The organism is Streptomyces sp. NPDC020807 (assembly GCF_040641575.1).
Lineage (GTDB): Bacteria > Actinomycetota > Actinomycetes > Streptomycetales > Streptomycetaceae > Streptomyces.
Genome location: NZ_JBFADU010000027.1, coordinates 60,191 through 83,081 on the forward strand (window position 1 = coordinate 60,191; position 22,891 = coordinate 83,081).

The window sequence follows — 22,891 nt, forward strand, 5'->3', positions numbered from 1 at the left end:
CGCGTCAGAACACGTAGGGATCCCCGGTGGCGAGCACGAGCACGCGATGGCGGTCGTTCCGGGGATTCCGGTCGGCCTTCCCGTCCCGCCAGGCCGTACTGACGTCCACCGTGATCTCGTCCGGAAGACCGGCGGTCCGCAGGTCGAGCGCCAGCTCGCCGGCGGCCCCGGCGGCCCGCAGCGCGCCGGTCCGGCAGGACACCACCCGGTCGCTGCTCCACAGGCAGTCCGGAGGCAGCGCCTGCTCGCCCGTCATCGGCACGGAGAAGGCGAGCCGGACGGTGGCCTGGGAGAGATCGGAGGGCCCGTGGTTCTCGCTCACCACCCAGACCCCGACCCGCCCGTCCCAGAGGGAGACGTGCCCGTGGTGGGCGAGGTCCGCCTCGACCACGCCCCACTCGCCACCCCCGGACCCCACGGCCCCCGGCTCCACGGCCCCGGCGCCCGCACCGGCTCCGGCCACCAGCGCCCCCGCACACACCACTCCCAGCACAGACAGGCTCATTCGTCGCATAAGCACAAAAATAGCCACCAAGCCCCCGATCTCCTGACACCCTGTCAGAGACGCGCCCGAACCACCCGCTCAGCCCCACCGTGCGACGCTCTCCCCATGCTCATCGCACGCTCCGCAGCCCTCTTCCTCCTCGCCGCCCTCTTCGAGATCGGGGGAGCCTGGCTCGTCTGGCAGGGCGTACGGGAGCACCGGGGCTGGATCTGGATCGGCGGCGGCATCATCGCCCTCGGCGCCTACGGCTTCGTCGCCACCCTCCAGCCCGACGCCGAGTTCGGCCGCGTCCTCGCCGCCTACGGAGGCGTCTTCGTCGCCGGATCGATCGCCTGGGGCACGGTCGCCGACGGCTACCGCCCCGACCGCTGGGACGTGGCGGGCGCACTCGTCTGCCTCGCCGGCATGGCCCTGATCATGTACGCCCCCCGAGGCCGATAGCCCCCGCCCCGACCTATCCTGACCGGGCGATCCACGGAATCGACCACCTGCGCGAGGAGCACGCCACCATGACCGCCGCCGGCACCCCCATCGCCGTCATCACCGGAGCGAGCAGCGGAATCGGCGCCGCCACCGCCAGGCAGCTCGCCGCCGCCGGCTACCGCGTCGTCCTCACCGCCCGCCGCAAGAACCGCATCGAGGCCCTCGCCGCCGAGATCAACGAGGCCGGCCACCAGGCCACCGCCTACGCCCTCGACGTCACCGACCGCGCCGCCGTCGACGAGTTCGCCACCGCCTTCCGCACCCTCGCCGTCCTCGTCAACAACGCCGGCGGCGCCCTCGGCGCCGACCCCGTCGCCACCGGCGACCCGGCCGACTGGCGCCAGATGTACGAGACCAACGTCATCGGCACCCTCAACGTCACCCAGGCCCTGCTCCCCGCCCTCACCGCGAGCGGCGACGGCACGGTCGTCGTCCTCTCCTCCACCGCCGGCCACGGCACCTACGAGGGCGGCGCGGGCTACGTCGCCGCCAAGAACGGCGCCCGCGTCATCGCCGAGACCCTCCGCCTGGAGATCGTCGGCACCCCGGTCCGCGTCATCGAGATCGCCCCCGGCATGGTCAAGACCGACGAGTTCGCCACCACCCGCTTCCGCGGCGACAGCGAGAAGGCCGCCAAGGTCTACGCGGGCGTCGCCGCCCCCCTGACGGCCGACGACGTCGCCGACACCATCACCTGGGCCTGCACCCGCCCCCCGCACGTCAACATCGACCTCCTGGTCGTCCGCCCCCGCGCCCAGGCCTCCAACACCAAGGTCCACCGCGAGCTCTGACACGTACGGGTGACCCCTTTCGATCACCCACACGTCACCAGAAAACCCGACCTACCGTCGAAGACAACTCCATACAGAACGGCCCTCGGCAGGGATTACAGTCCCGGCCGAGGGCCTCACCATCAGGAAGGCAACACTTCCCATGGTTGAACAGGACCCTAGCGCGCCCACGCTCTTCGACCTCGGCGACCTCGCCCCCACCGCACCGACGTTCATGGACCTGGAAGACCCGAACTACGCCTACATGTTCGGCTTCCTCCAGGCCGACGGGCACCTGGCCCAAGGCTCAGGCCAGAAGGGCAGGCTGACCGCCGAGATCAATGCTCGGGATGCGCACATCCTCCACGAGTTCCAGCGCCTGACCCCGTACAACAGCTCCATCACGGAGCGAGTCCGCGCCACCAACTTCGCCAAGGAACACCACTCGGCCACATGGACTCTGTGCGCCCTCGAAGCCAGGACCATCGTCAACAGGCTCGGCATCCCCTACGGCAAGAAGTCGTGGATCATCAAGCCACCCCGCGTCGAGTTCTCTCGGCCGGACTACATCCGTGGGGCCATCGACGCCGACGGATCGCTCGGCTGGACAGCCGAAGGCATCCCGTTCCTCTCCTTCACGTCGGCGAGCACGGCCATGGCCGTGTACCTGTGCCACTACGCGAAGAAGATCACGGGTGCCGAACGTATCGCCCGCCGGAACGCCCGCGATCAGGTCTACGTCATCACGTACTACAAGGAGCAGGCGCAGCAGCTGGCGAGGCATCTCTACTACCCGGGCTGTCTCGGCCTGGACCACAAGAAGGCCAACGCGGCCTCCATCCAGACCTGGGTGCGCCCCGCGGACATGAAGTTCGCACCCCCGCGAAAGCGCTGGACGGCAGCGGACGACCGCGAACTGCTGCGCCGCGGCGACCCCGCCACCGCAGCCACCGCCCTTGACCGCACCGAGCAGAGCTGCGCCATGCGCCTATGGCGACTCCGCACTGGCCAGACACCAACGCCTGCCGAGTAGCACGTGGCGAAAACCCATGACGGGGTGCCGCAAACGCGGCACCCCGTTCCCGTTCGACCTCAGCCTTTCACGCAGATGACCTGCTTCAACTTCGCGACGACCTCCACGAGGTCCCGCTGCTGGTCGATGACCTTCTCGATCGGCTTGTACGCGCCCGGGATCTCGTCCACGACGCCGGAGTCCTTGCGGCACTCCACACCCCGCGTCTGCTCCTCCAGGTCCTTCGTCGTGAAGTGCCGCTTCGCCGCGCTCCGGCTCATCCGCCGACCTGCGCCGTGCGAGGCGGAGTTGAACGAGGCGGCGTTCCCGAGGCCCTTCACGATGTACGAACCCGTGCCCATCGAGCCCGGGATGATCCCGAACTCCCCGGAGCCGGCCCGGATCGCGCCCTTCCGCGTGACCAGCATGTCCACGCCTTCGTACCTCTCCTCCGCCACGTAGTTGTGGTGGCAGGAGATCACCGGCTCGAAGGTCACGCGCGCCTTGCGGAACTCCCGGCGGACGACCTCCTGGAAGAGCGCCATCATGATCGCGCGGTTGTACTTCGCGTACTCCTGCGCCCAGAAGAGGTCGTGCCGGTACGCCGCCATCTGCGGGGTGTCCGCGACGAACACCGCGAGATCGCGGTCGACGAGGCCCTGGTTGTGCGGCAGCTTCCGCGCCTCGCCGATGTGGTATTCGGCGAGCTCCTTGCCGATGTTCCGGGATCCGGAGTGCAGCATGAGCCAGACCGAATCGGATGTATCGACACAAAATTCCACGAAATGGTTGCCTTGGCCAAGGGTTCCCATTTGCGTAACTGCCCGTTCCCGCCGGAACTTCACCGCGTCCGCGACCCCGTCGAACCGCGACCAGAAGTCGTCCCACCCCGCCGTCGGGAACTGGTACAGCCGCTTCGGGTCCACCGCCTCGCGGTGGAGCCCGCGTCCCACCGGGATGGCCTGCTCGATCTTGGAGCGCAGCCGCGACAGGTCGCCCGGCAGGTCGTTCGCCGTGAGGGACGTCCTGACCGCGGACATGCCGCAGCCGATGTCCACGCCAACCGCCGCCGGACAGACCGCACCCCGCATCGCGATCACCGAGCCGACCGTCGCGCCCTTGCCGTAGTGCACGTCCGGCATCACGGCGAGGCCCTTGATCCACGGAAGCGTCGCCGTGTTCCGGAGCTGCTGCATCGCTCCGTCGTCGACCGTGGAAGGATCGGTCCACATCCGGATGGGCACGTTCGCCCCCGGTACCTCTACGTACGACATACTTCCTCGTTTCCCCCGAAAAGTCTGATAACGCAAAAACCGGAGCCAAAGCCCGTACAGGTGACAGCGGACCGGCATCAACAGCTGCGTGTGCGATAGACATTGTGTCCATCGGCCGGGTTCGCGCCGCAAACAGTTTTCGGGAAGAGACCTCGGGAGAAGGGAGCCTGGGACCGTGCAGCGAAAGAGGCACGCCGCCGTCCTCACCGGCGTCATCGGTCTGGGCCTCGGGCTCGGACTCACCGGCTGCTCGGCCGGCTCCCAGATGGACAAGGCCGCCATCGACGCCAAGGCCGGCACCGCCGCCACCCCCCTCGCGCCCCCCGGCCGCTACCGCACCCTCTTCGAGGCCTGCGGCTCCGTCCCGCAGGCCATGCTCAGGGACCTGCTCCCGGGCGCGGAGGCGCTGCCCGACCCGGAGCGCGCCAAGGCGTACCGCGGCTCGCCGGCCGTCACGTACGACACGGACCGGCGGGTCGGCTGCACCTGGAAGGCCGACAGCCCGGAGCTCTCGCACCGGCTCGTGCTCGACGTCGAACGGGTGGTCTCGTACGACCCCGCCGTGAGCGACGACGCCCGCGCGCAGGAGGTGTACCTGCGCAAGCAGCTCGCGGCGGGCATCCCCGTGCCGCCGACGACCCCGCCGACCCCCACGGGCACCACCGGCACCACGGGCACCCCCGGCAAGACCCCGACCGTCGCCCCCAAGACCCCCACGGCGCCCGCCTCCGGTGCATCCGGCGCCTCCGGCGCCTCCGCCATCGCCTCGGCGACGACGAGCGCGCCGGGCCCGACGACCGCGGCGGCCACGACGGCCCCGTCGGACACGACGAGCCCGTCCGACGGCGCGACGCCCGACGCGAAGGCCACCGGTCTCGAACCCCGCGTCCTCGACGGCCTCGGCGACATCGCGTACGTCGACGACCGCCTGACCACCGTCGGCGCGAGCGGCCGCCAGCGGGCCGTCAGCGTGGTGTTCCGCACATCGAACGTGATCGTGACCATCGCCTACCGGGAGCAGACGACGGGTTCCCCCGAGGGCCCCGACAGCGAAGAACTGCAGGCGAAGGCCCAGAAGCTGGCCCGTCGGCTGGCCGAGCGCCTGGAGGAGTAGCCGTCCGCTTCCGCTCCGTGAGCGGACGGCGACCACGTAACGTGTCGGCGTACCCGTGGCCGCCCGCCGGCCGTGGCAGCCGGCCGACCGGCCGCCGGACCGCACGACAAGCGACTGAAGGAACCATGCAGCGATCAGCCTCGCGCCTCCCCCGCATACTCGCCTGCGCCGCCGTCCCGGTGATGCTCGTCGCCGCCGGCTGCTCCTCCGGCTCCGACGGCTCCGACTCGGGCTCCGGCAAGACGGGCTCGGGCGACAAGGCGGCCGCGTCGGCCTCCGCGACGCCCACCCCCTCGCCGACGCCGACGGTCGCCCCGGCGAAGTTCGCGAAGCTGCCCGACGTCTGCAAGGCGATCTCGGCGAAGACGACGGCCTCGCTGGTGCCGGACGCGAAGACGAAGAAGGGCACGCGGGCGGCGTCGAGCGACGTGAACAGCCGCACCGGCTGCTCGTGGAACGGCCTCGACGACAAGGGCGTCGACGGCTCCCAGTACCGCTGGCTCGACGTCTCCTTCTACCGGTACGACTCCGACGTGTCGCTCGGCAGCGGCCAGGAGCGCGCGGAGGAGAACTTCGCGAAGGAGCTGACCAAGGTCCAGCAGACGGCGGGCGCGAAGAAGCTGGCGACGGCCACCGCGACGGGCATCGGCGACGAGGCGAAGACGGTCACGTACCAGCTGCGCAAGACGGGCGAGGACTTCGTCTACACGTCGGTGGTCGCCCGCACGGGCAACGTCCTGGTGCTGCTGTCGTACAACGGCGCCGGGTACGCGGGCGCCGACGCCCCGTCGCAGAAGTCGATCACGACCGGTGCGGTGAAGGCGGCCAAGGAGGCCGTCGCTGCGGTCGCGGTGGCCAACAAGTAGTCACAAACCTGCCCAGACAGGCACATCAGCGCGGAGCCCGTCCCTCCCCCGAGGGCCGGGCTTCGCGCACATGTGCCACTCTGTGCGCGCGAGATGTCGTTTGACGGGAGGGGTCGCGGGTGGCCGCGATGCAGCTGACACGCACACACCGAATACTCATCGGACTCGTCATCGCCGGTGCCCTGATCATCGCGGGAATCGGTTTCGCGGGCTCGTACGCGGCCGTGCGCGAGCTCGCCGTGAACAAGGGCTTCGGCACCTTCTCGTACTTCTTCCCCATCGGCATCGACGCGGGCATCTGCGTCCTGCTCGCCCTCGACCTGTTGCTGACCTGGCTGCGGATCCCGTTCCCGCTGCTGCGGCAGACGGCGTGGGTCCTGACGGCGGCGACGATCGCCTTCAACGGCGCGGCCGCCTGGCCCGACCCGCTGGGCGTCGGCATGCACGCGGTGATCCCGGTCCTGTTCGTCGTCTCGGTCGAGGCCGCGCGGCACGCCGTGGGGCGGATCGCGGACATCACGGCGGACAAGCACATGGAGGGCGTGCGTCTCACCCGCTGGCTGCTGTCCCCGGTCCCCACCTTCCGCCTCTGGCGCCGGATGAAGCTGTGGGAGCTGCGCTCGTACGAGCAGGTCATCAAGCTGGAGCAGGAGCGGATGATCTACCAGGCGCGGCTCCAGGCCCGTTACGGCCGCGGCTGGCGCCGCAAGGCCCCGGTGGAGGCCCTGATGCCGCTGCGCCTCGCGCGCTACGGCGTCCCGCTGGCCGAGACGGCGGCGGAGGGCCTGGCGGCGGCGGGCATCGAGCCGGCGGTCCTGCCGCCGGAGCCGCAGCTCCAGCAGCTCCAGCAGCTTCCTCAGCCCGCGCAGGCCGTACCGGCGATCCCGCAGCAGCTCCCGCACCCGGCTCCGGGACCGGTCCCGGAGCCGGCCCCGGTCCCGGTGCCGGTCGCCGTGGAGGTGGACGCGGCAGGCAACCCCTGGTTCAAGGACAACCAGCTCTCCCCGGAGTCCTACGAGGGCAACTACAACCCGCAGATCGTGGAGGGTCTCGAACCCACCCCGGTGCCGGTCCCCCAGGGCCCGGAGGACGTCCCGCCGCCGGGTCCCGAGGAGTTCGTCGAGGACCCGCAGTACGTCGACGAGCAGCCCCGCAACCCGCAGGAGGACGACTTCGAGGAGGTCGTCTTCAAGGCCATGGACGCGTACGTGTACGAGCACCAGAGGATGCCGTCCGAGGCCGACCTGGCTCAGCTGGTCGCCGAGTGGTACGGCCTGGCCGAGTACCCGGAGACCGAGCTGCCTCTGCTGCGGCAGGCCATCCCGAAGGCCGAGGAGCGCGTGCAGCAGGCGCGGGCCGAGGTCGACACCCCCTGATCCCCTGACCCCTGTCGTGCACGGCGAAGGGCCGGCACCTCCGATTCTCCGGAGGTGCCGGCCCTTTGCCGTCAGGCGCTTACGCCCCGAGCAGCTTCCGCACCCGGTCCGCGCCGACGGCGAGGAGCAGGGTGGGCAGGCGCGGCCCGGTCTCGCGGCTCACGAGGAGCTTGTAGAGCAGGGCGAAGAAGGCACGCTGGGCGAGCTTCAGCTCGGGCGTGGGCTTGGCCTCGGGGTCGAGGCCGGCCATGACCTTGGGGACGCCGTAGACGAGCGTGGTGAGCCCGTCGAGCGACCAGTGGGCGTCGAGGCCTTCGAGGAGCAGTCGCAGCGACTCGCGGCCCTCGTCGTCGAGGGAGCCGAGGGTCTCGGTGTCGGGCTCCTCGCGGACGATGGTGCGCTGGTCGGCCGGGACCTGGTTGGTGATCCAGCTCTCGGCGCGGTCCAGGCGCGGGCGGACCTCGTCGAGCGAGGTGACCGGGTTCTCCGGGTCGAGCTCGGTGAGGATGCGCAGGGTCTGCTCGTCGTGGCCGGCGGTGATGTCCATGACGGAGGCGAGCGTCCGGTACGGCAGCGGGCGCGGCGTCCGGGGGAGCTCGCCGGCGGCCGTGCGGGCGGCGCGGGAGTGGGCGGCGGCGTCGGCGGGCAGGACGGTGCCGTCGGCGACCTTGGCCTCCAGCTTGTCCCACTCGTCGTAGAGCCGCTGGATCTCCTGGTCGAAGGCGATCTTGAAGGACTGGTTGGGCTTGCGGCGGGCGTACAGCCAGCGCAGGAGCTGGGGCTCCATGATCTTGAGCGCGTCGGCCGCGGTGGGCACGCCGCCCTTCGAGGAGGACATCTTGGCCATGCCGCTGATGCCGACGAAGGCGTACATGGGGCCGATGGGCTGGACGCCGTCGAAGATGCGGACGATCTGGCCGCCGACGACGAAGGAGGAGCCGGGCGAGCTGTGGTCGACGCCGGAGGGCTCGAAGATGACGCCCTCGTAGGCCCAGCGCATGGGCCAGTCGACCTTCCAGACCAGCTTGCCGCGGTTGAACTCGCTGAGCTTCACGGTCTCGCCGAAGCCGCAGTCGGTGCAGGTGTAGGCGAGCTCGGTGGTCTCGTCGTCGTACGAGGTGACCGTGGTGAGGTCCTTCTCGCACCGGCCGCAGTAGGGCTTGTACGGGAAGTAGCCGGAGGTGCCGCCGGAGCCGTCGTCCTCGCCGGCGGCGCCGGAGCCTTCCTCGGCCTCCAGCTCGGCCTCGTCGACCGGCTTCTGGGACTGCTTCTTCGGTGCCTTCTTCGTCCGGTACTGGTCGAGGATGGCGTCGATGTCGCCGCGGTGCTTCATGGCGTGCAGGATCTGCTCGCGGTAGGCGCCGGTGGTGTACTGCTCGGTCTGGCTGATGGGGTCGTACTCGACGCCCAGTTCGGCGAGCGACTCGACCATGGCGGCCTTGAAGTGCTCGGCCCAGTTGGGGTACGCCGAGCCGGCCGGGGCCGGGACGGAGGTCAGCGGCTTGCCGATGTGCTCGGCCCAGGACTCGTCGATGCCCTCGATGCCGCCCGGCACCTTGCGGTAGCGGTCGTAGTCGTCCCAGGAGATGAGGTGCCTGACCTCGTATCCGCGGCGGCGGATCTCGTCGGCGACCAGGTGCGGGGTCATGACCTCGCGGAGGTTGCCGAGGTGGATCGGGCCGGACGGGGAGAGGCCGGAGGCGACGACGACCGGTTTGCCAGGCGCACGTCGCTCCGATTCGGCGATGACATCGTCCGCGAAACGGGAGACCCAATCGGTCTCGGTGCTGCTCTGAGCCACGGTCGGTACGTCCTTCTTCCTTGACGGTTCTGCGGGACAGCCCTGCGTCGTCCATTCTCCCAGACGGAACGGAAGTCTCGGCGGTTGTCCACAGGTGCGGATTTGTCCACAGGCGGAGAAAACACGTTGCTCCCCCATGGGACACTTGACAAGCGAAATCAGACCTGACGATCTCACCCTCAACAGGAACGGAAGCTCATGGCCTCGGTCCCTTCCCTCGCTTCGACCGTGCAGCAGCGCCTCGCGGACGGACTCTCGGCAGCCCTGCCGGAGGCCGCGTCCGCCGACCCGCTGCTGCGACGAAGCGACCGGGCCGACTTCCAGGCCAACGGCATCCTGGCGCTGGCCAAGCAGCTCAAGGGCAACCCCCGTGAGCTGGCGACGAAGGTCGTGGACGCGATCCCGGCGAACGACGTCCTGAAGGAGATCGAGGTCTCGGGCCCCGGCTTCCTGAACATCACGGTGACGGACGCGGCGATCATCGAGACGCTCGCGGCCCGAGCCGCGGACGCGCGTCTCGGTGTGCCGTTCAACGAGGCCGCCGGCACGACGGTGATCGACTACGCCCAGCCGAACGTGGCGAAGGAGATGCACGTCGGGCACCTGCGGTCCGCCGTGATCGGCGCCGCGATGGTCGAGATCCTGGAGTTCACGGGCGAGAAGGTGGTCCGTCGTCACCACATCGGCGACTGGGGCACCCAGTTCGGCATGCTCATCCAGTACCTGATCGAGCACCCGCACGAGCTGGACCACTCCTCGGAGGCCGAGGTCTCCGGCGAGGAGGCCATGTCGAACCTCAACCGGCTGTACAAGGCCTCGCGTGCCCTCTTCGACTCGGACGAGGAGTTCAAGACGCGGGCGCGTGCCCGGGTGGTGGACCTCCAGGCCGGTGACGAGGAGACGCTCGCGCTCTGGCAGCGGTTCGTCGACGAGTCGAAGATCTACTTCTACTCGGTCTTCGACAAGCTGGACATGGACATCCAGGACGACGACGTCGTCGGCGAGTCCGGCTACAACGACATGCTGCAGGAGACGTGCCGCCTGCTCGAGGAGTCGGGCGTCGCGGTCCGCTCCGAGGGCGCGCTCTGCGTGTTCTTCGACGACGTCAAGGGCCCGGACGGCAACCCGACGCCGCTGATCGTCCAGAAGTCCGACGGCGGCTTCGGCTACGCGGCGACGGACCTGTCGGCGATCCGCGACCGCGTGGGCACTCTGAAGGCGACCTCCCTGCTGTACGTGGTGGACGCCCGCCAGTCGCTGCACTTCAAGATGGTCTTCGAGACGGCCCGCCGGGCGGGCTGGCTGAACGACGACGTGAAGGCGGTCCAGCTGGCGTTCGGCACGGTCCTCGGCAAGGACGGCAAGCCGTTCAAGACGCGTGAGGGCGAGACGGTCCGGCTGGTGGACCTGCTCGACGAGGCGATCGACCGCGCGTCGGCCGTCGTCCGCGAGAAGGCCCAGGACCTGACCGAGGAGGAGATCGCCGAGCGTGGTGCCCAGGTCGGCATCGGCGCGGTGAAGTACGCGGACCTGTCGACGTCGGCGGCCCGTGACTACAAGTTCGACCTGGACCAGATGGTCTCGCTGAACGGCGACACCTCGGTGTACCTCCAGTACGCGTACGCGCGTATCCAGTCGATCCTGCGCAAGGCGGGCGACGCGAAGCCGGTGGCGCACGCGGAGCTGGCCCTCGCGCCGTCGGAGCGGGCCCTCGGCCTGCACCTGGACACGTTCGGCGAGCTGATCGCGGAGACCGCCGCGGAGTACGCGCCGCACAAGCTGGCCGCGTACCTGTACCAGCTGGCCTCGCAGTACACGACGTTCTACTCGGAGTGCCCGGTCCTCAAGGCGGACACCCCGGAGCAGGTCGAGAACCGTCTGTTCCTGTGCGAGCTGACGGCCCGCACCCTGCACCAGGGCATGGCGCTCCTGGGCATCAGGACGCCCGAGCGCCTCTGAGGCGTGACGACGAGGCCCCCGGCACGGGATTCCGTGCCGGGGGCCTCGTCGTACGCGACCGTACGCGACCGTACGCGGCCGTACGCGGCCGTACGCGACTGTCAGCGGATGCTGCGGGACGTCCGCCCCGACACCTGGTCGATCTCGGTGTGGGCCTTCTGCAGCAGCTGGGAGGCGAGGTCCATCAGGGCGCGCGCGCCCGCGATCTCCTCGCCGACCCGGAGCTGGTCGGGATCGGAGGGGTGACGATTGGCCCGGCCGTGGGCGCGGAACTCGGTGCCGTCGCCGAGCCGCACCATGGCCGCGGCCTGCGTGCGGTCGCCCTCCTCCTTGAACTCCATCTCCACGTGCCATCCGACGAGCGTGTTCATCATGAGGACCACCTCCGGCGAGGTACCTGTCGGCTACCCCTCCAGAGTGCGCTGACGCGTGGCGCACCACCACTCGCCCCGTCGTTGTCAGTGGCACCTCGTACGTTCTCCGCATGGCGATGATCCCGAACCAGCTGCCCCGGCTCGCAGCCGATCCGACCGGCCGTTCCCTCGGCCTCGACCTGCCGCCCGGCGCCCTCACCGGCCCGGCGGACGCCCCGTACCTCTGGTCGGGGCACGGTGCGGCGGGTCCCGCCGCGTGGAGCGCGCTGCGCCCGGCGGCCCGTACGGCCGGGCTGCTGCCGGTGCTGCTGGGCGGCGACTGGGGTGTGGACCGGTGGGAGCTGATGCCGGAGCGGATGAGTGATCCGGCCGACCACGAGGCCGACGAGGTCCTCGCCGGCTTCTGGGACGCGTACGCGTCCGACGAGATACCCGGAAGCGCGGACTGGCCGGGCCTGGCCCCGGCGCAGCCGTACGACACGGACCCCGACAGGTCGGCGGCCTCCGTCGCCGAGCTGCTGACGGAGCCGGGCTTCTGGCTGGAGGACGCGCGTCCGGCACTGGTTCCGGCGCGGCGCAGCGCGGACATCCCTGCGGTGATCGGCTGGACCGGCCCGCTGAACCACGAGAACGACGTGGCCCGGCTGTGCGCGGTGCTGAGGTCGTGGGAGGACCGTTTCGGGGCCCGGGTCGTGGCGCTCACCTTCGACCAGCTGGTGGTCTCGGTCGCCGCCCCGCCCCGGACGCCGGAGGAGGCCGAGGCGCTGGCGGCGGAGCACTACGCGTTCTGCCCGGACAACATCGACCAGGGCAGCCACACGAACCTGCGGGACTACGCCCGGGCGGGGCTGCTGGACAGCCCCGTCTGGACGTTCTGGTGGGACTAGGAGGCGCCCTGGAGGTGCCTACCCGGTCAGCGCGCGGCGGACAGCTTCTGCGCGACCTCGGTGGCCCAGTAGGTGAGGATCATCTGCGCGCCGGCGCGCCGGATGCCGGTGAGGGTCTCGAAGATCGCCCGGTCGCGCTCGATCCAGCCCTTCTCGGCGGCGGCCTCGACCATCGCGTACTCGCCGCTGATCTGGTACGCGGCGACGGGGACGTCCACGGACTCGGCGACCTTGGCGAGGACGTCGAGGTACGGGCCGGCGGGCTTGACCATGACCATGTCGGCGCCCTCCTCCAGGTCGAGGGCGAGCTCGCGCATCGACTCACGGAGGTTGGCGGGGTCCTGCTGGTAGGTCTTGCGGTCGCCGGTGAGCGAGGAGCCGACGGCCTCGCGGAAGGGCCCGTAGAAGGCGGAGGAGTACTTCGCGGTGTACGCGAGGATCGACACGTCCTCCTTGCCGATGGTGTCGAGGGCGTCCCGGACGACTCCGACCTGCCCGTCCATCATTCCGGACGGTCCGACGACGTGGACGCCGGCGTCGGCCTGGACCTGGGCCATCTCGGCGTACCGCTCCAGGGTGGCGTCGTTGTCGACCCGCCCCTCGCTGTCCAGGACCCCGCAGTGCCCGTGGTCGGTGTACTCGTCGAGGCAGAGGTCGGACATGATCACGAGCTCGTCGCCGACCTCGGCGCGGACGTCGCGGATGGCGACCTGGAGGATCCCGTCCGGGTCGGTGCCGGCGGTCCCGGCGCCGTCCTTCTTCGCGTCCTCGGGCACGCCGAAGAGCATGATCCCGGAGACCCCGGCCTCCAGCGCCTCGACGGCGGCCTTCCGCAGGGTGTCGCGGGTGTGCTGGACGACACCGGGCATGGCCGCGATCGGCGCGGGCTCGGAGATTCCCTCGCGCACGAACGCGGGGAGGATCAGATCGGCCGGATGCAGCCGGGTCTCGGCCACCATCCGTCGCATGGCAGGGTTCACCCGCAGACGCCGCGGCCGCGCTCCGGGAAAAGATCCGTACGAGTTCATGCCCCCGAGGCTACGCCCGCACACACAGTGCACTTACCGACACGGTGTTGCCGCGGTGTGGCGATGCGCTCAGCCGGGCTGCGGTGTGCCCACAGCACGGCGCCCTCTGCTCGGACCCGCACCCGTAGGGCCCCCGCACCCGCAGGGCCCGGAAACGCACCGGGTGCGGGCCCCGAAAGGAACCCGCACCCGAACACGAACCGAACTACGTCGTACGACGCCTGCGCGCCCCCGGCCGCCGCTCGCTCGGCCGCGTCACCGGGTCGCCCGCCTCCAGCGCGACCTCCCGCCGCCGCAGCCCGAAGTCCGCGAGCGCCTCGGCAAGCTTGTGCACCGACGGCTCCGGCGAGAGCACGTCGACCCGCAGCCCGTGCTCCTCCGCCGTCTTCGCGGTGGCGGGCCCGATGCAGGCGATGACGGTGACGTTGTGCGGCTTGCCGGCGATGCCGACGAGGTTCCGCACGGTCGACGACGAGGTGAAGAGCACCGCGTCGAAGCCGCCGCCCTTGATCGCCTCACGCGTGTCCGCCGGCGGCGGCGAGGCCCGTACGGTCCGGTACGCGGTGACGTCGTCGACCTCCCAGCCGAGCTCGATGAGCCCGGCGACGAGCGTCTCGGTCGCGATGTCGGCGCGCGGCAGGAAGACCCGGTCGATCGGGTCGAAGACGGGGTCGTACGGAGGCCAGTCCTCAAGGAGACCCGCCGCCGACTGCTCGCCGCTCGGCACGAGGTCCGGCTTCACGCCGAAGTCGACCAGGGCGGCCGCGGTCTGCTCGCCCACCGCCGCGACCTTGATCCCGGCGAAGGCGCGGGCGTCGAGCCCGTACTCCTCGAACTTCTCCCGCACGGCCTTGACGGCGTTGACGGAGGTGAAGGCGATCCACTCGTACCGTCCGGTGACGAGCCCCTTGACGGCCCGCTCCATCTGCTGCGGCGTGCGCGGCGGCTCGACGGCGATGGTCGGGACCTCGTGCGGCACGGCGCCGTACGAGCGGAGCTGGTCGGAGAGCGAGGCGGCCTGCTCCTTGGTGCGCGGCACGAGGACGCGCCAGCCGAAGAGCGGCTTGGACTCGAACCAGGACAGCTGGTCGCGGTGCGCGGCGGCGCTGGGCTCGCCGACCACGGCTATCACCGGGCGGTGGCCCTCGGGCGAGGGGAGGATCTTCCCCTGCTTGAAGACCTGCGCGATGGTGCCGAGCGTCGCGTTCCACGTGCGCTGGCGGGTGGTCGTCCCGGCGATGGTCACGGTGAGCGGGGTGTCGGGCTTACGGCCCGCCGACACCAGCTCGGCCGCGGCAGCGGCCACCGAGTCGAGAGAGGTGGAGACGACGACGGTGCCGTCGGAGGCGCCGACCTCGGTCCAGCACCGCTCGTCGGCGGTACGGGCGTCCACGAACCGCACGTCCGTGCCCTGCGCGTCGCGGAGCGGCACACCGGCGTACGCGGGCACGCCGACGGCGGTCGCGACGCCGGGGACGACCTCGAAGGGGATGCCCTCGGCGGCGCAGGCGAGCATCTCGGCTCCCGCGTTCCCGTCGAGGCCGGGGTCGCCGGTCACCGCACGGACGACCCGCCTGCCGCCCCTCGCGGCCTCCATGACAAGATTGGCCGCATCCCTCAACACGGGGACTCCGGCGGCTGTTGACGCCTCGTCAACAACCGTCAGCTCAGGCGTGCTCACCCCCGCACGCGCGTGGCCGCGAACGACCTCGAGCACCTCCGGCTCGGCGATCAGGACGTCCGCGCCCGCGAGGGCCTCGACGGCCCTGAGGGTCAGCAGTCCGGGGTCTCCCGGTCCTGCGCCGAGGAACGTGACGTGACCGTGGCCGGTGAAGGCCGAGGACACGGGGCTGGTGGTCGGGCGGGTGGGGTTCAAAGTGCTCGCTCCCCCATAAGACCGGCCGCACCCTTGGCGAGCATCTCGTCCGCGAGTTCGCGTCCGAGCGCCATGGCCTCGTCGTGCGAGGTGGGTACGGGACCGGTGGTGGACAGCTGCACCAGCGTCGAGCCGTCGGTGGTGCCGACGACGCCGCGCAGGCGCATTTCGGTGACAACCTGCCCGTGACCGGGGTCGTCGGCCAGCAGGTCGGCGAGCGCACCCACGGGTGCGGAGCAGCCGGCCTCCAGGGCGGCGAGCAGGGAACGCTCCGCGGTGACGGCGGCCCGGGTGAGCGGGTCGTCGAGACCGGCGAGCGCGGCGACGAGGTCGGCGTTGGCGGCCGGGCACTCGATCGCCAGGGCCCCCTGGCCGGGGGCGGGCAGGACGGTGTCGACCGACAGGGGGTCGACGGACAGGGAGCCGGTGAGCTCCGAGGTCCCGCCGATGCGGTTGAGGCCGGCCGCGGCGAGGACCACCGCGTCGAGTTCGCCGCTGTGGACGTAACCGACGCGGGTGTCGATGTTGCCGCGGATCGGGACGCAGGTGAACTCCAGGCCGTGGCTGCGCGCGTACGCGTGGAGCTGGGCCATGCGCCGGGGGGAGCCGGTGCCGACGCGGGCGCCCTTGGGCAGCCGGTCGAGCGTGACGCCTTCGCGGGCGATCAGGACGTCGCGCGGGTCCTCGCGCTTCGGGATCGCGGCCAGCACCAGGTCCGGGTGCTGGGCGGTCGGCAGGTCCTTCAGGGAGTGGACGGCGAAGTCCACCTCGCCGGCGAGCAGCGCGTCGCGCAGGGCGGCGACGAAGACGCCGGTGCCGCCGATCCGCGCGAGGTGCTCCCGGGAGGTGTCCCCGTACGTCGTGATCTCCACGAGCTCGACGGCCCGGCCGGTCAGCTGCCGGACGGCGTCGGCCACGTGCCCGGACTGGGCCATGGCGAGCTTGCTGCGCCTGGTCCCGAGCCTCAGTGCCCTCTCGGTCATACTCGCCCTCGGTTCTTGACGTCGGCGTCATTCAGGTCGGCCCGGCTGACGGATGCGACCGTCTCCGGGTCGAGGTCGAAGAGTGTCCGCAGCGCGTCCGCGTACCCGGCACCGCCGGGCTCGCTGGCGAGCTGCTTGACCCGCACGGTCGGCGCGTGCAGGAGCTTGTCGACCACGCGTCGCACGGTCTGGGTGATCTCGGCGCGCTGCTTCTCGTCGAGGTCGGGAAGCCGGCCTTCCAGCCGGGCGACCTCGGTGGCCACGACATCGGCGGCCATCGTGCGCAGGGCGACGACGGTCGGGGTGATGTGCGCGGCGCGCTGGGCGGCGCCGAAGGCGGCGACCTCGTCGGAGACGATGCCGCGGACCTGGTCGACGTCGGCGGCCATGGGCGCGTCGGCGGAGGCCTCGGCGAGCGACTCGATGTCGACGAGCCGGACACCGGGGATCCGGTGGGCGGCGGCGTCGATGTCGCGGGGCATCGCGAGGTCGAGGAGGGCGAGCGGGGTGCGCCGGCCCTGGACGGCGGCCTCGACGTCCTCGCCGGTGAGGACGAGTCCGGTGGCGCCGGTGCAGGAGACGACGACGTCGGCCCGGGTGAGTTCGTCGCCGACGGCAACCATGTCGACCGCGCGGGCGGTCACGCCGGTGCCGCCGGGCTCGCTCAGGATCTGGGCGAGGCGCTCGGCGCGGGCGAAGGTGCGGTTGGCGACGGTGATCTCGGAGACGCCGGAGCGCGCGAGGGTGGCGGCGGCGAGCGAGGACATCGAGCCGGCGCCGATGACGAGCGCCTTCTTGCCCTTGGCCCAGGTGTCGACGTCCGTGCCCTCGGTGAGCTGCTCCAGGCCGAAGGTGACGAGCGACTGCCCGGCCCGGTCGATCCCGGTCTCGCTGTGGGCGCGCTTGCCGACCCTCAGGGCCTGCTGGAACAGGTCGTTGAGGAGGCGTCCCGCGGTGTGGAGGTCCTGGCCGAGGGCGAGGGCGTCCTTGATCTGGCCGAGGATCTGGCCCTCGCCGACGACCATGGAGTCGAGGCCGCAGGCCACCGAGAAGAGGTGGTGGACGGCCCGGTCCTCGTAGTGCACATAGAGATAAGGAGTGAGCTCGTCGAGGCCGACGCCGCTGTGCTGCGCGAGCAGCGTGGACAGCTCGGCGACACCGGCGTGGAACTTGTCCACGTCGGCGTAGAGCTCGATGCGGTTGCAGGTGGCCAGGACGGTGCCCTCGGTGGCCGGTTCGGCGGCGAGGGTGTCCTGGAGGAGCTTGGCCGGGGTGTCACCGGTGAGCGCGGCCCGTTCGAGGATGGAGACGGGGGCGCTGCGGTGGCTGAGGCCGACGACGAGGAGGCTCATGCCGGCATCACCGCGGGGACGTCCCCGTCGGGTCCCTTGCGGCCGCCGTCGGCGGTGCGGGCGGCGGGCGGTACGAGCGGCGCGCCCTTCTCCGTGGTGGCGGAGGAGCCGGCGGAGGACGCACCGGTCTCCGCGGAGCCGCCCTGGGCGGCCTCGGACCCGGCGTCCTCCCCGGCCTTCCGCTGCTCGTGGAAGGCGAGGATCTGGAGCTCGATGGAGAGGTCGACCTTGCGGACGTCCACGCCGTCGGGCACGGAGAGCACGGTCGGGGCGAAGTTCAGGATGGAGGTGACCCCGGCGGCGACGAGCCGGTCGCAGACCTGCTGGGCGACACCGGCGGGGGTCGCGATGACGCCGATGGAGACGCCGTCCTCGCTGATGATCTTCTCGAGGTCGTCGCTGTGCTGTACGGGGATGCCGGCGACGGGCTTGCCGGTCATGGCCGGGTCGGCGTCGATCAGCGCGGCGACCCGGAAGCCGCGGGAGGCGAAGCCGCCGTAGCCGGCCAGGGCGGCACCGAGGTTACCGATGCCGACGATGACGACGGGCCAGTCCTGGGTGAGCCCGAGCTCGCGCGAGATCTGGTAGACGAGGTACTCGACGTCGTATCCGACACCGCGGGTGCCGTACGAGCCGAGGTAGCTGAAGTCCTTGCGCAGCTTCGCGGAGTTGACGCCCGCGGCTGCCGCGAGCTCCTCGGAGGAGACCGTGGGAACGGAGCGCTCCGAGAGCGCGGTCAGGGCGCGCAGATACAGCGGAAGCCGGGCGACGGTGGCCTCGGGAATTCCTCGGCTACGGGTCGCCGGTCGGTGAGTTCGGCCAGTTGCCACGGTGCTCCTGCGGGATGAGCGGGGCTGCAGGCGGCCATATGTCCCAAGACCGCCCCGTCGAATGCAGGCTATGTCTTTGTGAACGCGTGCACAAAGATGGTGTCCGTTTTGTCCGGCCAAAGTGACCGGGGTCACGCGGCCGGTTCGGATCTTCCCGGAACCACGGAGTGCCTCAAGGCGTTGAGATCCCGAAGGGGGCAAAGCCGTACACACTCCTCACGACGCCGCCCCCGAAAGCCAACAAAACGTCCACGATGGTAACCGCCTTTCGGTCACGCACCCAGTTCGCGCCGAAGACGCCCGGCGTCCACGCGCCAGAACGTGTGCTGCTCACCGTCGATGAGAACGACCGGGATCTGCTCCCAGTACGCCCGGTGGAGCTCCTCGTCGCGAGTGATGTCCTTCTCCTCCCAGAGCGCCCCCGTTTCCGCGCAAACCTGCTCGATCACCGCGCGGGCGTCGTCGCAGAGGTGGCATCCCGGCTTGCCGATCAGCGTCACGGTGCGCGATCCGGCGTCCTTCTTCTTCGCTCGTCCGAACATGACGTCCATTCTGTCCAATTAACAGGAGGGCCCCGCAGTGTTCACCCCCCGGCATCGTCACAAGTCGGGAAGTACCGAACAGACTGGCTATGCTCACGGCATGGCCGCTCTGGGATGGCTCACCCCCCGTAGGCGCTCCGCCACCGCGCGCAGCGTCCTCGCAGGCGAGGCCGCTGCCGAGGCAGCGCGCAAGTCCTCGCTCCAGCTGGAGAGGGAGCGTGAGGAGGCCGCCGCCGAGGCGGAGGCCCCGGAGACCGCCCCGCCCGCAGAGCCCGAGTTCCCCGTCGTCGGCGACGTGGAGGCCGCCGCCTTCTTCGACCTCGACAACACCGTGATGCAGGGCGCCGCCCTCTTCCACTTCGGCCGCGGCCTGTACAAGCGGCAGTTCTTCCAGCGCCGCGAACTGGCCCGCTTCGCCTGGCAGCAGGCCTGGTTCCGGCTGGCGGGCGTCGAGGACCCCGAGCACATGCAGGACGCCCGCGACAGCGCGCTCTCCATCGTCAAGGGCCACCGCGTCTCCGAACTGATGTCGATCGGCGAGGAGATCTACGACGAGTACATGGCCGACCGCATCTGGCCCGGCACCCGCGGCCTCGCCCAGGCCCACCTCGACGCGGGCCAGAAGGTGTGGCTGGTCACGGCCGCCCCCGTCGAGACGGCCACGATCATCGCCCGCAGGCTCGGCCTGACCGGCGCCCTCGGCACGGTCGCCGAGTCCGTCGACGGCGTCTACACGGGCAAGCTGGTCGGCGAACCGCTGCACGGCCCGGCGAAGGCCGAGGCGGTACGCGCCCTCGCCGCCGCCGAGGGCCTCGACCTGAGCCGCTGCGCCGCGTACAGCGACTCGCACAACGACATCCCGATGCTCTCCCTCGTCGGGCACCCGTACGCGATCAACCCCGACACGAAGCTCCGCAAGTACGCCAAGGCCCGCGAGTGGCGCCTGCGCGACTACCGGACCGGACGCAAGGCAGCGAAGGTCGGCATCCCGGCCGCCGCCGGCCTCGGCGCGATCGCGGGCGGCACCGCCGCGGCGGTCGCCCTCCACCGCCGCCGCCACTGACCGAGGCCCCGAGCCCTCCTCCCGGCGCCGCCTGCCGATACGTTTCGGCTGCGATCGCCTACGACAACCCCGGACCGCGCCCACTCACCCGTCCGTGGTCGAACACCCCCGCGCACGTCGACTCCCGAGCATTCCGGGCCCCTTACCCAGCAGCGGCCCCGATCACTCTTCCGCTCCGGACTTGAGCACAACGCAACGTGCACGCAGTCACACTCGAAAGCAATCCGATCAACTATCGGTCACCAAGCGTGCCTTGATCCGACTGCAAGCAGTAACGAAAACGTCGTAACCGATGATTTGAGCAACTGGGTGTAGCGCTGCCTGTACGAAGCGTTATTCTCCTCAGACGCACAAAGGACCCCTCCCGTCGCCACGACGAGTGAACGGTCCCGCACTGCACGTGATGGAAGCTCTGCCTCTGGGAGTCCCGTGTACCCACACGTCGGGGTTGACACCTCGGGCCTGGCTACGCTGCGCGCAACGGTCCTCGACCACTTGCGCGGCTTCGTCCCCACCGCGTACGCCGGCCCTGTCCCCGCCTTCGCCTTCGCCTCACCGGCACCCGCCGGCCCTTGCTATGCCCTGGCCGACGGCAGCGCCGCCGTGGGCAGACGAGGAGCGCGCGGTGGCGCCGGAACCTCGACCCCCGCCCGCCGCCCCACCGCCGACAGCGACAGCGCGCGGATGATGGACCTGGTCGAACGGGCCCAGGCCGGCGAGGCCGAGGCCTTCGGCCGCCTGTACGACCAGTACAGCGACACCGTCTACCGCTACATCTACTACCGCGTCGGCGGGAAGGCGACGGCCGAGGACCTCACCAGCGAGACGTTCCTGCGCGCCCTGCGCCGGATCTCCACGTTCACCTGGCAGGGCCGCGACTTCGGCGCATGGCTCGTCACCATCGCCCGCAACCTGGTCGCCGACCACTTCAAGTCCAGCCGCTTCCGCCTCGAGGTCACCACCGGCGAGATGCTCGACGCCAACGAGGTCGAGCGCAGCCCCGAGGACTCGGTCCTGGAGTCCCTCTCCAACGCGGCACTGCTCGACGCGGTCCGCCGTCTCAACCCCCAGCAGCAGGAGTGCGTCACCCTGCGCTTCCTCCAGGGCCTCTCGGTCGCCGAGACCGCCCGCGTCATGGGCAAGAACGAGGGCGCGATCAAGACCCTCCAGTACCGGGCCGTCCGCACCCTGGCCCGCCTCCTCCCGGACGACGCGCGCTGACCGGTCCGCGCCCCCCACACGCGACCACCGGCACCCCCCGCCCACCGCTCCACGCGCTCCCCCCGCCCTCCCCCCATGTCCCCACGACCCCCGCATTCCTCACGGTCGGTGACGTTCCGGTAACGCGCTGGTCCGATCATCTTTCGCGCGTAACCCAAGTGCCGCGCCGCTCGTTGTGCGGAATGCAGGCTCCCTGTGGTCACGCCATGTCCGCAGCCACTCACTCGTTCGTGTGGATGTGCTCAAGGTGTGCAACCTTCCGGACACCCCGGGGAGTCGACCGTCATGACGAGAGGAGGTGCCGCCAGTGATCGCGAACGTATCGGCGCACCGGCGGGCGAACGCCTTCGCCCAGGCCCTGGAGGACCGGGCGGCCGAGGGCGCGGCGGCCGAACAGCCCGAAGCTCCGGCCGAACCGGCGGAGCAGGGGCGGCTGTTGGCCTTGGCGAACGGGCTCGGCGAACTGCCGAAGCCGCACCTTGACCCCGAGGTCAAGGTGGTGCAGCGAGCGCAGCTCGTCGCCGCCATGGAAGCGATGCTCATGGAGGGAAACGCGGCCGCGGGACCCACGGTCCCCGAGCAACGGGCGTCGACCGGCCGGGGAGCCCACCGGGCCTCCCCGCTCCGCAAGCTCCGGCCCCGTTCCCGCTGGACCAAGGGGCTCGCCGCCGGCGGGCTCACGGTCGGTGTGGCGGCGGGCGCCTTCGGCGGCGTGGCCGCCGCCAGCTCCGACGCCCTGCCCGGCGACTCGCTCTACGGGCTCAAGCGGGGCATGGAGGACATCAAGCTCGGCATGGCGGACGACGACCTGGACCGCGGGGGCATCTACCTCGACCAGGCGTCCACCCGGCTCAGCGAGGCCCGCCGCCTCATGGAGCGGGGCCGCGCCGGCGACCTCGACCACGAGTCGCTCACCGAGATCCGCCGCGTCCTCGGCGGCATGAAGCACGACGTCTCGGAAGGCCACCGCCTGCTCCGGCAGGCGTACGAGCGGGACGGCGAGATCGCCCCCATGGCCCGGCTCAACTCCTTCGCCCAGGCCCACCGCGACACCTGGAACGGTCTGCGCGACCGGCTCCCGGTCCAGCTGGCTGACGTCGGCAGCGAGGTGACCGGCGTCTTCGACGCCATGGACGACGAGGTCGAACCCCTCCAGTCGGTGCTTCCCCGCACCCCGGAGAGGGGCGCGGTCACCACCGAGAGCCCCACCGCCGGCGACGGCGCCCCGCAGGACACCCAGGACCCGGGCACCCAGCGCCCGCCGTCCACCCAGGAGGCCTCGCCCACCGGCAGCCACTCCGCTCCGCCCCGCCCGTCCGGTCCCACCCCGAGCACCGGTACGAGCACGAGCACCAGCCCCGAGAGCGGCAGCAGCGGCACCACCTCACCGGAAGACGACGGTCTCCTCGGCGGCAACACCGGCGGACTGCTCCCGACGTCCCCGACCAGCCCGACGACGACGCCGTCGACCACGGCCCCGGCCGCGACCCCCGACGTGCCGGACGTGACCCTTCCGCCACTCCTGCCGGGCCTGCTACCAGGCCTCGGCATCGACAGCGAGGACGCTCGCTAGCA

At 71.1% G+C, this 22,891-nt stretch carries 21 protein-coding genes; 11 read left to right on the top strand and 10 right to left on the bottom strand.

Annotated elements, in window-relative coordinates:
- Window positions 1-4: 4 nt before the first annotated feature.
- Complete coding sequence (locus AB0G79_RS28540) at window positions 5-505, bottom strand: hypothetical protein (protein ID WP_360811384.1); 501 nt, start codon at window positions 503-505, stop codon at window positions 5-7.
- Window positions 506-610: 105 nt separating this feature from the next.
- Between AB0G79_RS28540 and AB0G79_RS28545 the strand changes: the two genes are divergently transcribed.
- The 3 genes from AB0G79_RS28545 to AB0G79_RS28555 all read left to right on the top strand — a co-directional run bounded on the left by AB0G79_RS28545 (window position 611) and on the right by AB0G79_RS28555 (window position 2,791).
- Window positions 611-946 carry a YnfA family protein gene (locus AB0G79_RS28545; protein WP_360811386.1) on the top strand — a complete coding sequence of 112 codons (336 nt, stop codon included), beginning with the start codon at window positions 611-613 and terminating at the stop codon, window positions 944-946.
- A 68-nt stretch (window positions 947-1,014) separates the two neighbouring features.
- Window positions 1,015-1,779 carry an SDR family NAD(P)-dependent oxidoreductase gene (locus AB0G79_RS28550; RefSeq protein ID WP_360811388.1) on the top strand — a complete coding sequence of 255 codons (765 nt, stop codon included), beginning with the start codon at window positions 1,015-1,017 and terminating at the stop codon, window positions 1,777-1,779.
- Window positions 1,780-1,921: 142 nt separating this feature from the next.
- Complete coding sequence (locus AB0G79_RS28555) at window positions 1,922-2,791, top strand: hypothetical protein (protein WP_360811390.1); 870 nt, start codon at window positions 1,922-1,924, stop codon at window positions 2,789-2,791.
- Between the two features lie 59 nt (window positions 2,792-2,850).
- On the opposite strand, the gene AB0G79_RS28560 is transcribed toward AB0G79_RS28555, so the two are convergent.
- Window positions 2,851-4,044 carry an RtcB family protein gene (locus AB0G79_RS28560; protein ID WP_360811392.1) on the bottom strand — a complete coding sequence of 398 codons (1,194 nt, stop codon included), beginning with the start codon at window positions 4,042-4,044 and terminating at the stop codon, window positions 2,851-2,853.
- A gap of 175 nt (window positions 4,045-4,219) precedes the next feature.
- Between AB0G79_RS28560 and AB0G79_RS28565 the strand changes: the two genes are divergently transcribed.
- The 3 genes from AB0G79_RS28565 (at window position 4,220) to AB0G79_RS28575 (ending at window position 7,400) form a co-directional block, all read left to right on the top strand.
- A complete protein-coding gene (locus AB0G79_RS28565) occupies window positions 4,220-5,158 on the top strand; it encodes a DUF3558 domain-containing protein (protein ID WP_360811394.1) in 939 nt (312 codons plus the stop codon).
- 125 nt (window positions 5,159-5,283) lie between these two features.
- Window positions 5,284-6,024, top strand: a complete 741-nt coding sequence (locus tag AB0G79_RS28570; RefSeq protein WP_360811396.1) for a DUF3558 family protein — start codon at window positions 5,284-5,286, stop codon at window positions 6,022-6,024.
- Window positions 6,025-6,143: 119 nt separating this feature from the next.
- Window positions 6,144-7,400, top strand: a complete 1,257-nt coding sequence (locus AB0G79_RS28575; RefSeq protein ID WP_360811398.1) for a DUF2637 domain-containing protein — start codon at window positions 6,144-6,146, stop codon at window positions 7,398-7,400.
- 79 nt (window positions 7,401-7,479) lie between these two features.
- Here the strand turns inward: AB0G79_RS28575 and lysS are convergent, their stop codons facing one another.
- A complete protein-coding gene (gene lysS, locus AB0G79_RS28580) occupies window positions 7,480-9,201 on the bottom strand; it encodes a lysine--tRNA ligase (protein WP_360811400.1) in 1,722 nt (573 codons plus the stop codon).
- Window positions 9,202-9,399: 198 nt separating this feature from the next.
- On the opposite strand from lysS, the gene argS reads away from it, so the two are divergent.
- Window positions 9,400-11,160, top strand: a complete 1,761-nt coding sequence (gene argS / locus AB0G79_RS28585; RefSeq protein ID WP_360811402.1) for an arginine--tRNA ligase — start codon at window positions 9,400-9,402, stop codon at window positions 11,158-11,160.
- A gap of 101 nt (window positions 11,161-11,261) precedes the next feature.
- Here argS and AB0G79_RS28590 read toward each other — a convergent pair whose 3' ends face one another.
- Entirely contained in the window at window positions 11,262-11,531 is a 270-nt protein-coding gene (locus AB0G79_RS28590; RefSeq protein WP_360811441.1) for a DUF1876 domain-containing protein, read from the bottom strand.
- Between the two features lie 113 nt (window positions 11,532-11,644).
- Here AB0G79_RS28590 and AB0G79_RS28595 point away from each other — a divergent pair, with 113 nt between their 5' ends.
- On the top strand, window positions 11,645-12,421 hold the full coding sequence (locus tag AB0G79_RS28595) for a DUF4253 domain-containing protein (protein ID WP_360811404.1): 777 nt from the start codon (window positions 11,645-11,647) through the stop codon (window positions 12,419-12,421).
- A 26-nt stretch (window positions 12,422-12,447) separates the two neighbouring features.
- On the opposite strand, the gene hemB is transcribed toward AB0G79_RS28595, so the two are convergent.
- The 6 genes from hemB to AB0G79_RS28625 all read right to left on the bottom strand — a co-directional run bounded on the left by hemB (window position 12,448) and on the right by AB0G79_RS28625 (window position 19,041).
- A complete protein-coding gene (gene hemB, locus AB0G79_RS28600) occupies window positions 12,448-13,449 on the bottom strand; it encodes a porphobilinogen synthase (RefSeq protein WP_360811406.1) in 1,002 nt (333 codons plus the stop codon).
- A gap of 205 nt (window positions 13,450-13,654) precedes the next feature.
- Window positions 13,655-15,325 (bottom strand): bifunctional uroporphyrinogen-III C-methyltransferase/uroporphyrinogen-III synthase, encoded by a 1,671-nt coding sequence (locus tag AB0G79_RS28605; protein ID WP_360811408.1) that lies wholly within the window; start codon window positions 15,323-15,325, stop codon window positions 13,655-13,657.
- Window positions 15,322-16,308, bottom strand: a complete 987-nt coding sequence (gene hemC / locus AB0G79_RS28610; RefSeq protein WP_360811410.1) for a hydroxymethylbilane synthase — start codon at window positions 16,306-16,308, stop codon at window positions 15,322-15,324. Before hemC ends, AB0G79_RS28605 begins: the two co-directional genes overlap by 4 nt.
- Complete coding sequence (locus AB0G79_RS28615) at window positions 16,305-17,660, bottom strand: glutamyl-tRNA reductase (RefSeq protein WP_360811413.1); 1,356 nt, start codon at window positions 17,658-17,660, stop codon at window positions 16,305-16,307. The genes hemC and AB0G79_RS28615 overlap by 4 nt, the downstream gene beginning before the upstream one ends.
- Window positions 17,657-18,490, bottom strand: a complete 834-nt coding sequence (locus tag AB0G79_RS28620) for a redox-sensing transcriptional repressor Rex (protein ID WP_360811415.1) — start codon at window positions 18,488-18,490, stop codon at window positions 17,657-17,659. Before AB0G79_RS28620 ends, AB0G79_RS28615 begins: the two co-directional genes overlap by 4 nt.
- Window positions 18,491-18,762: 272 nt before the next feature.
- Window positions 18,763-19,041: a glutaredoxin family protein gene (locus AB0G79_RS28625; RefSeq protein WP_360811417.1), complete on the bottom strand. Its 279-nt coding sequence runs from the start codon at window positions 19,039-19,041 to the stop codon at window positions 18,763-18,765.
- Between the two features lie 91 nt (window positions 19,042-19,132).
- Here AB0G79_RS28625 and AB0G79_RS28630 point away from each other — a divergent pair, with 91 nt between their 5' ends.
- The 3 genes from AB0G79_RS28630 to AB0G79_RS28640 all read left to right on the top strand — a co-directional run bounded on the left by AB0G79_RS28630 (window position 19,133) and on the right by AB0G79_RS28640 (window position 22,889).
- A complete protein-coding gene (locus AB0G79_RS28630; protein WP_360811419.1) occupies window positions 19,133-20,095 on the top strand; it encodes an HAD-IB family hydrolase in 963 nt (320 codons plus the stop codon).
- A gap of 429 nt (window positions 20,096-20,524) precedes the next feature.
- On the top strand, window positions 20,525-21,316 hold the full coding sequence (locus AB0G79_RS28635; protein ID WP_360811421.1) for an ECF subfamily RNA polymerase sigma factor, BldN family: 792 nt from the start codon (window positions 20,525-20,527) through the stop codon (window positions 21,314-21,316).
- A 307-nt stretch (window positions 21,317-21,623) separates the two neighbouring features.
- Complete coding sequence (locus AB0G79_RS28640) at window positions 21,624-22,889, top strand: DUF5667 domain-containing protein (RefSeq protein WP_360811423.1); 1,266 nt, start codon at window positions 21,624-21,626, stop codon at window positions 22,887-22,889.
- The last annotated feature ends 2 nt before the right edge of the window (window positions 22,890-22,891 follow it).

Excerpts from the sequence above, each read along its gene's own strand:
- AB0G79_RS28540 (WP_360811384.1), bottom strand. The coding sequence starts at position 505 with ATGAGCCTGTCTGTGCTGGGAGTGGTGTGTGCGGGGGCGCTGGTGGCC.
- AB0G79_RS28545 (WP_360811386.1), top strand. The coding sequence starts at position 611 with ATGCTCATCGCACGCTCCGCAGCCCTCTTCCTCCTCGCCGCCCTCTTC.
- AB0G79_RS28550 (WP_360811388.1), top strand. The coding sequence starts at position 1,015 with ATGACCGCCGCCGGCACCCCCATCGCCGTCATCACCGGAGCGAGCAGC.
- AB0G79_RS28555 (WP_360811390.1), top strand. The coding sequence starts at position 1,922 with ATGGTTGAACAGGACCCTAGCGCGCCCACGCTCTTCGACCTCGGCGAC.
- AB0G79_RS28560 (WP_360811392.1), bottom strand. The coding sequence starts at position 4,044 with ATGTCGTACGTAGAGGTACCGGGGGCGAACGTGCCCATCCGGATGTGG.
- AB0G79_RS28570 (WP_360811396.1), top strand. The coding sequence starts at position 5,284 with ATGCAGCGATCAGCCTCGCGCCTCCCCCGCATACTCGCCTGCGCCGCC.
- argS (WP_360811402.1), top strand. The coding sequence starts at position 9,400 with ATGGCCTCGGTCCCTTCCCTCGCTTCGACCGTGCAGCAGCGCCTCGCG.
- AB0G79_RS28590 (WP_360811441.1), bottom strand. The coding sequence starts at position 11,531 with ATGAACACGCTCGTCGGATGGCACGTGGAGATGGAGTTCAAGGAGGAG.
- AB0G79_RS28595 (WP_360811404.1), top strand. The coding sequence starts at position 11,645 with ATGGCGATGATCCCGAACCAGCTGCCCCGGCTCGCAGCCGATCCGACC.
- hemB (WP_360811406.1), bottom strand. The coding sequence starts at position 13,449 with ATGAACTCGTACGGATCTTTTCCCGGAGCGCGGCCGCGGCGTCTGCGG.
- hemC (WP_360811410.1), bottom strand. The coding sequence starts at position 16,308 with ATGACCGAGAGGGCACTGAGGCTCGGGACCAGGCGCAGCAAGCTCGCC.
- AB0G79_RS28615 (WP_360811413.1), bottom strand. The coding sequence starts at position 17,660 with ATGAGCCTCCTCGTCGTCGGCCTCAGCCACCGCAGCGCCCCCGTCTCC.
- AB0G79_RS28625 (WP_360811417.1), bottom strand. The coding sequence starts at position 19,041 with ATGGACGTCATGTTCGGACGAGCGAAGAAGAAGGACGCCGGATCGCGC.
- AB0G79_RS28630 (WP_360811419.1), top strand. The coding sequence starts at position 19,133 with ATGGCCGCTCTGGGATGGCTCACCCCCCGTAGGCGCTCCGCCACCGCG.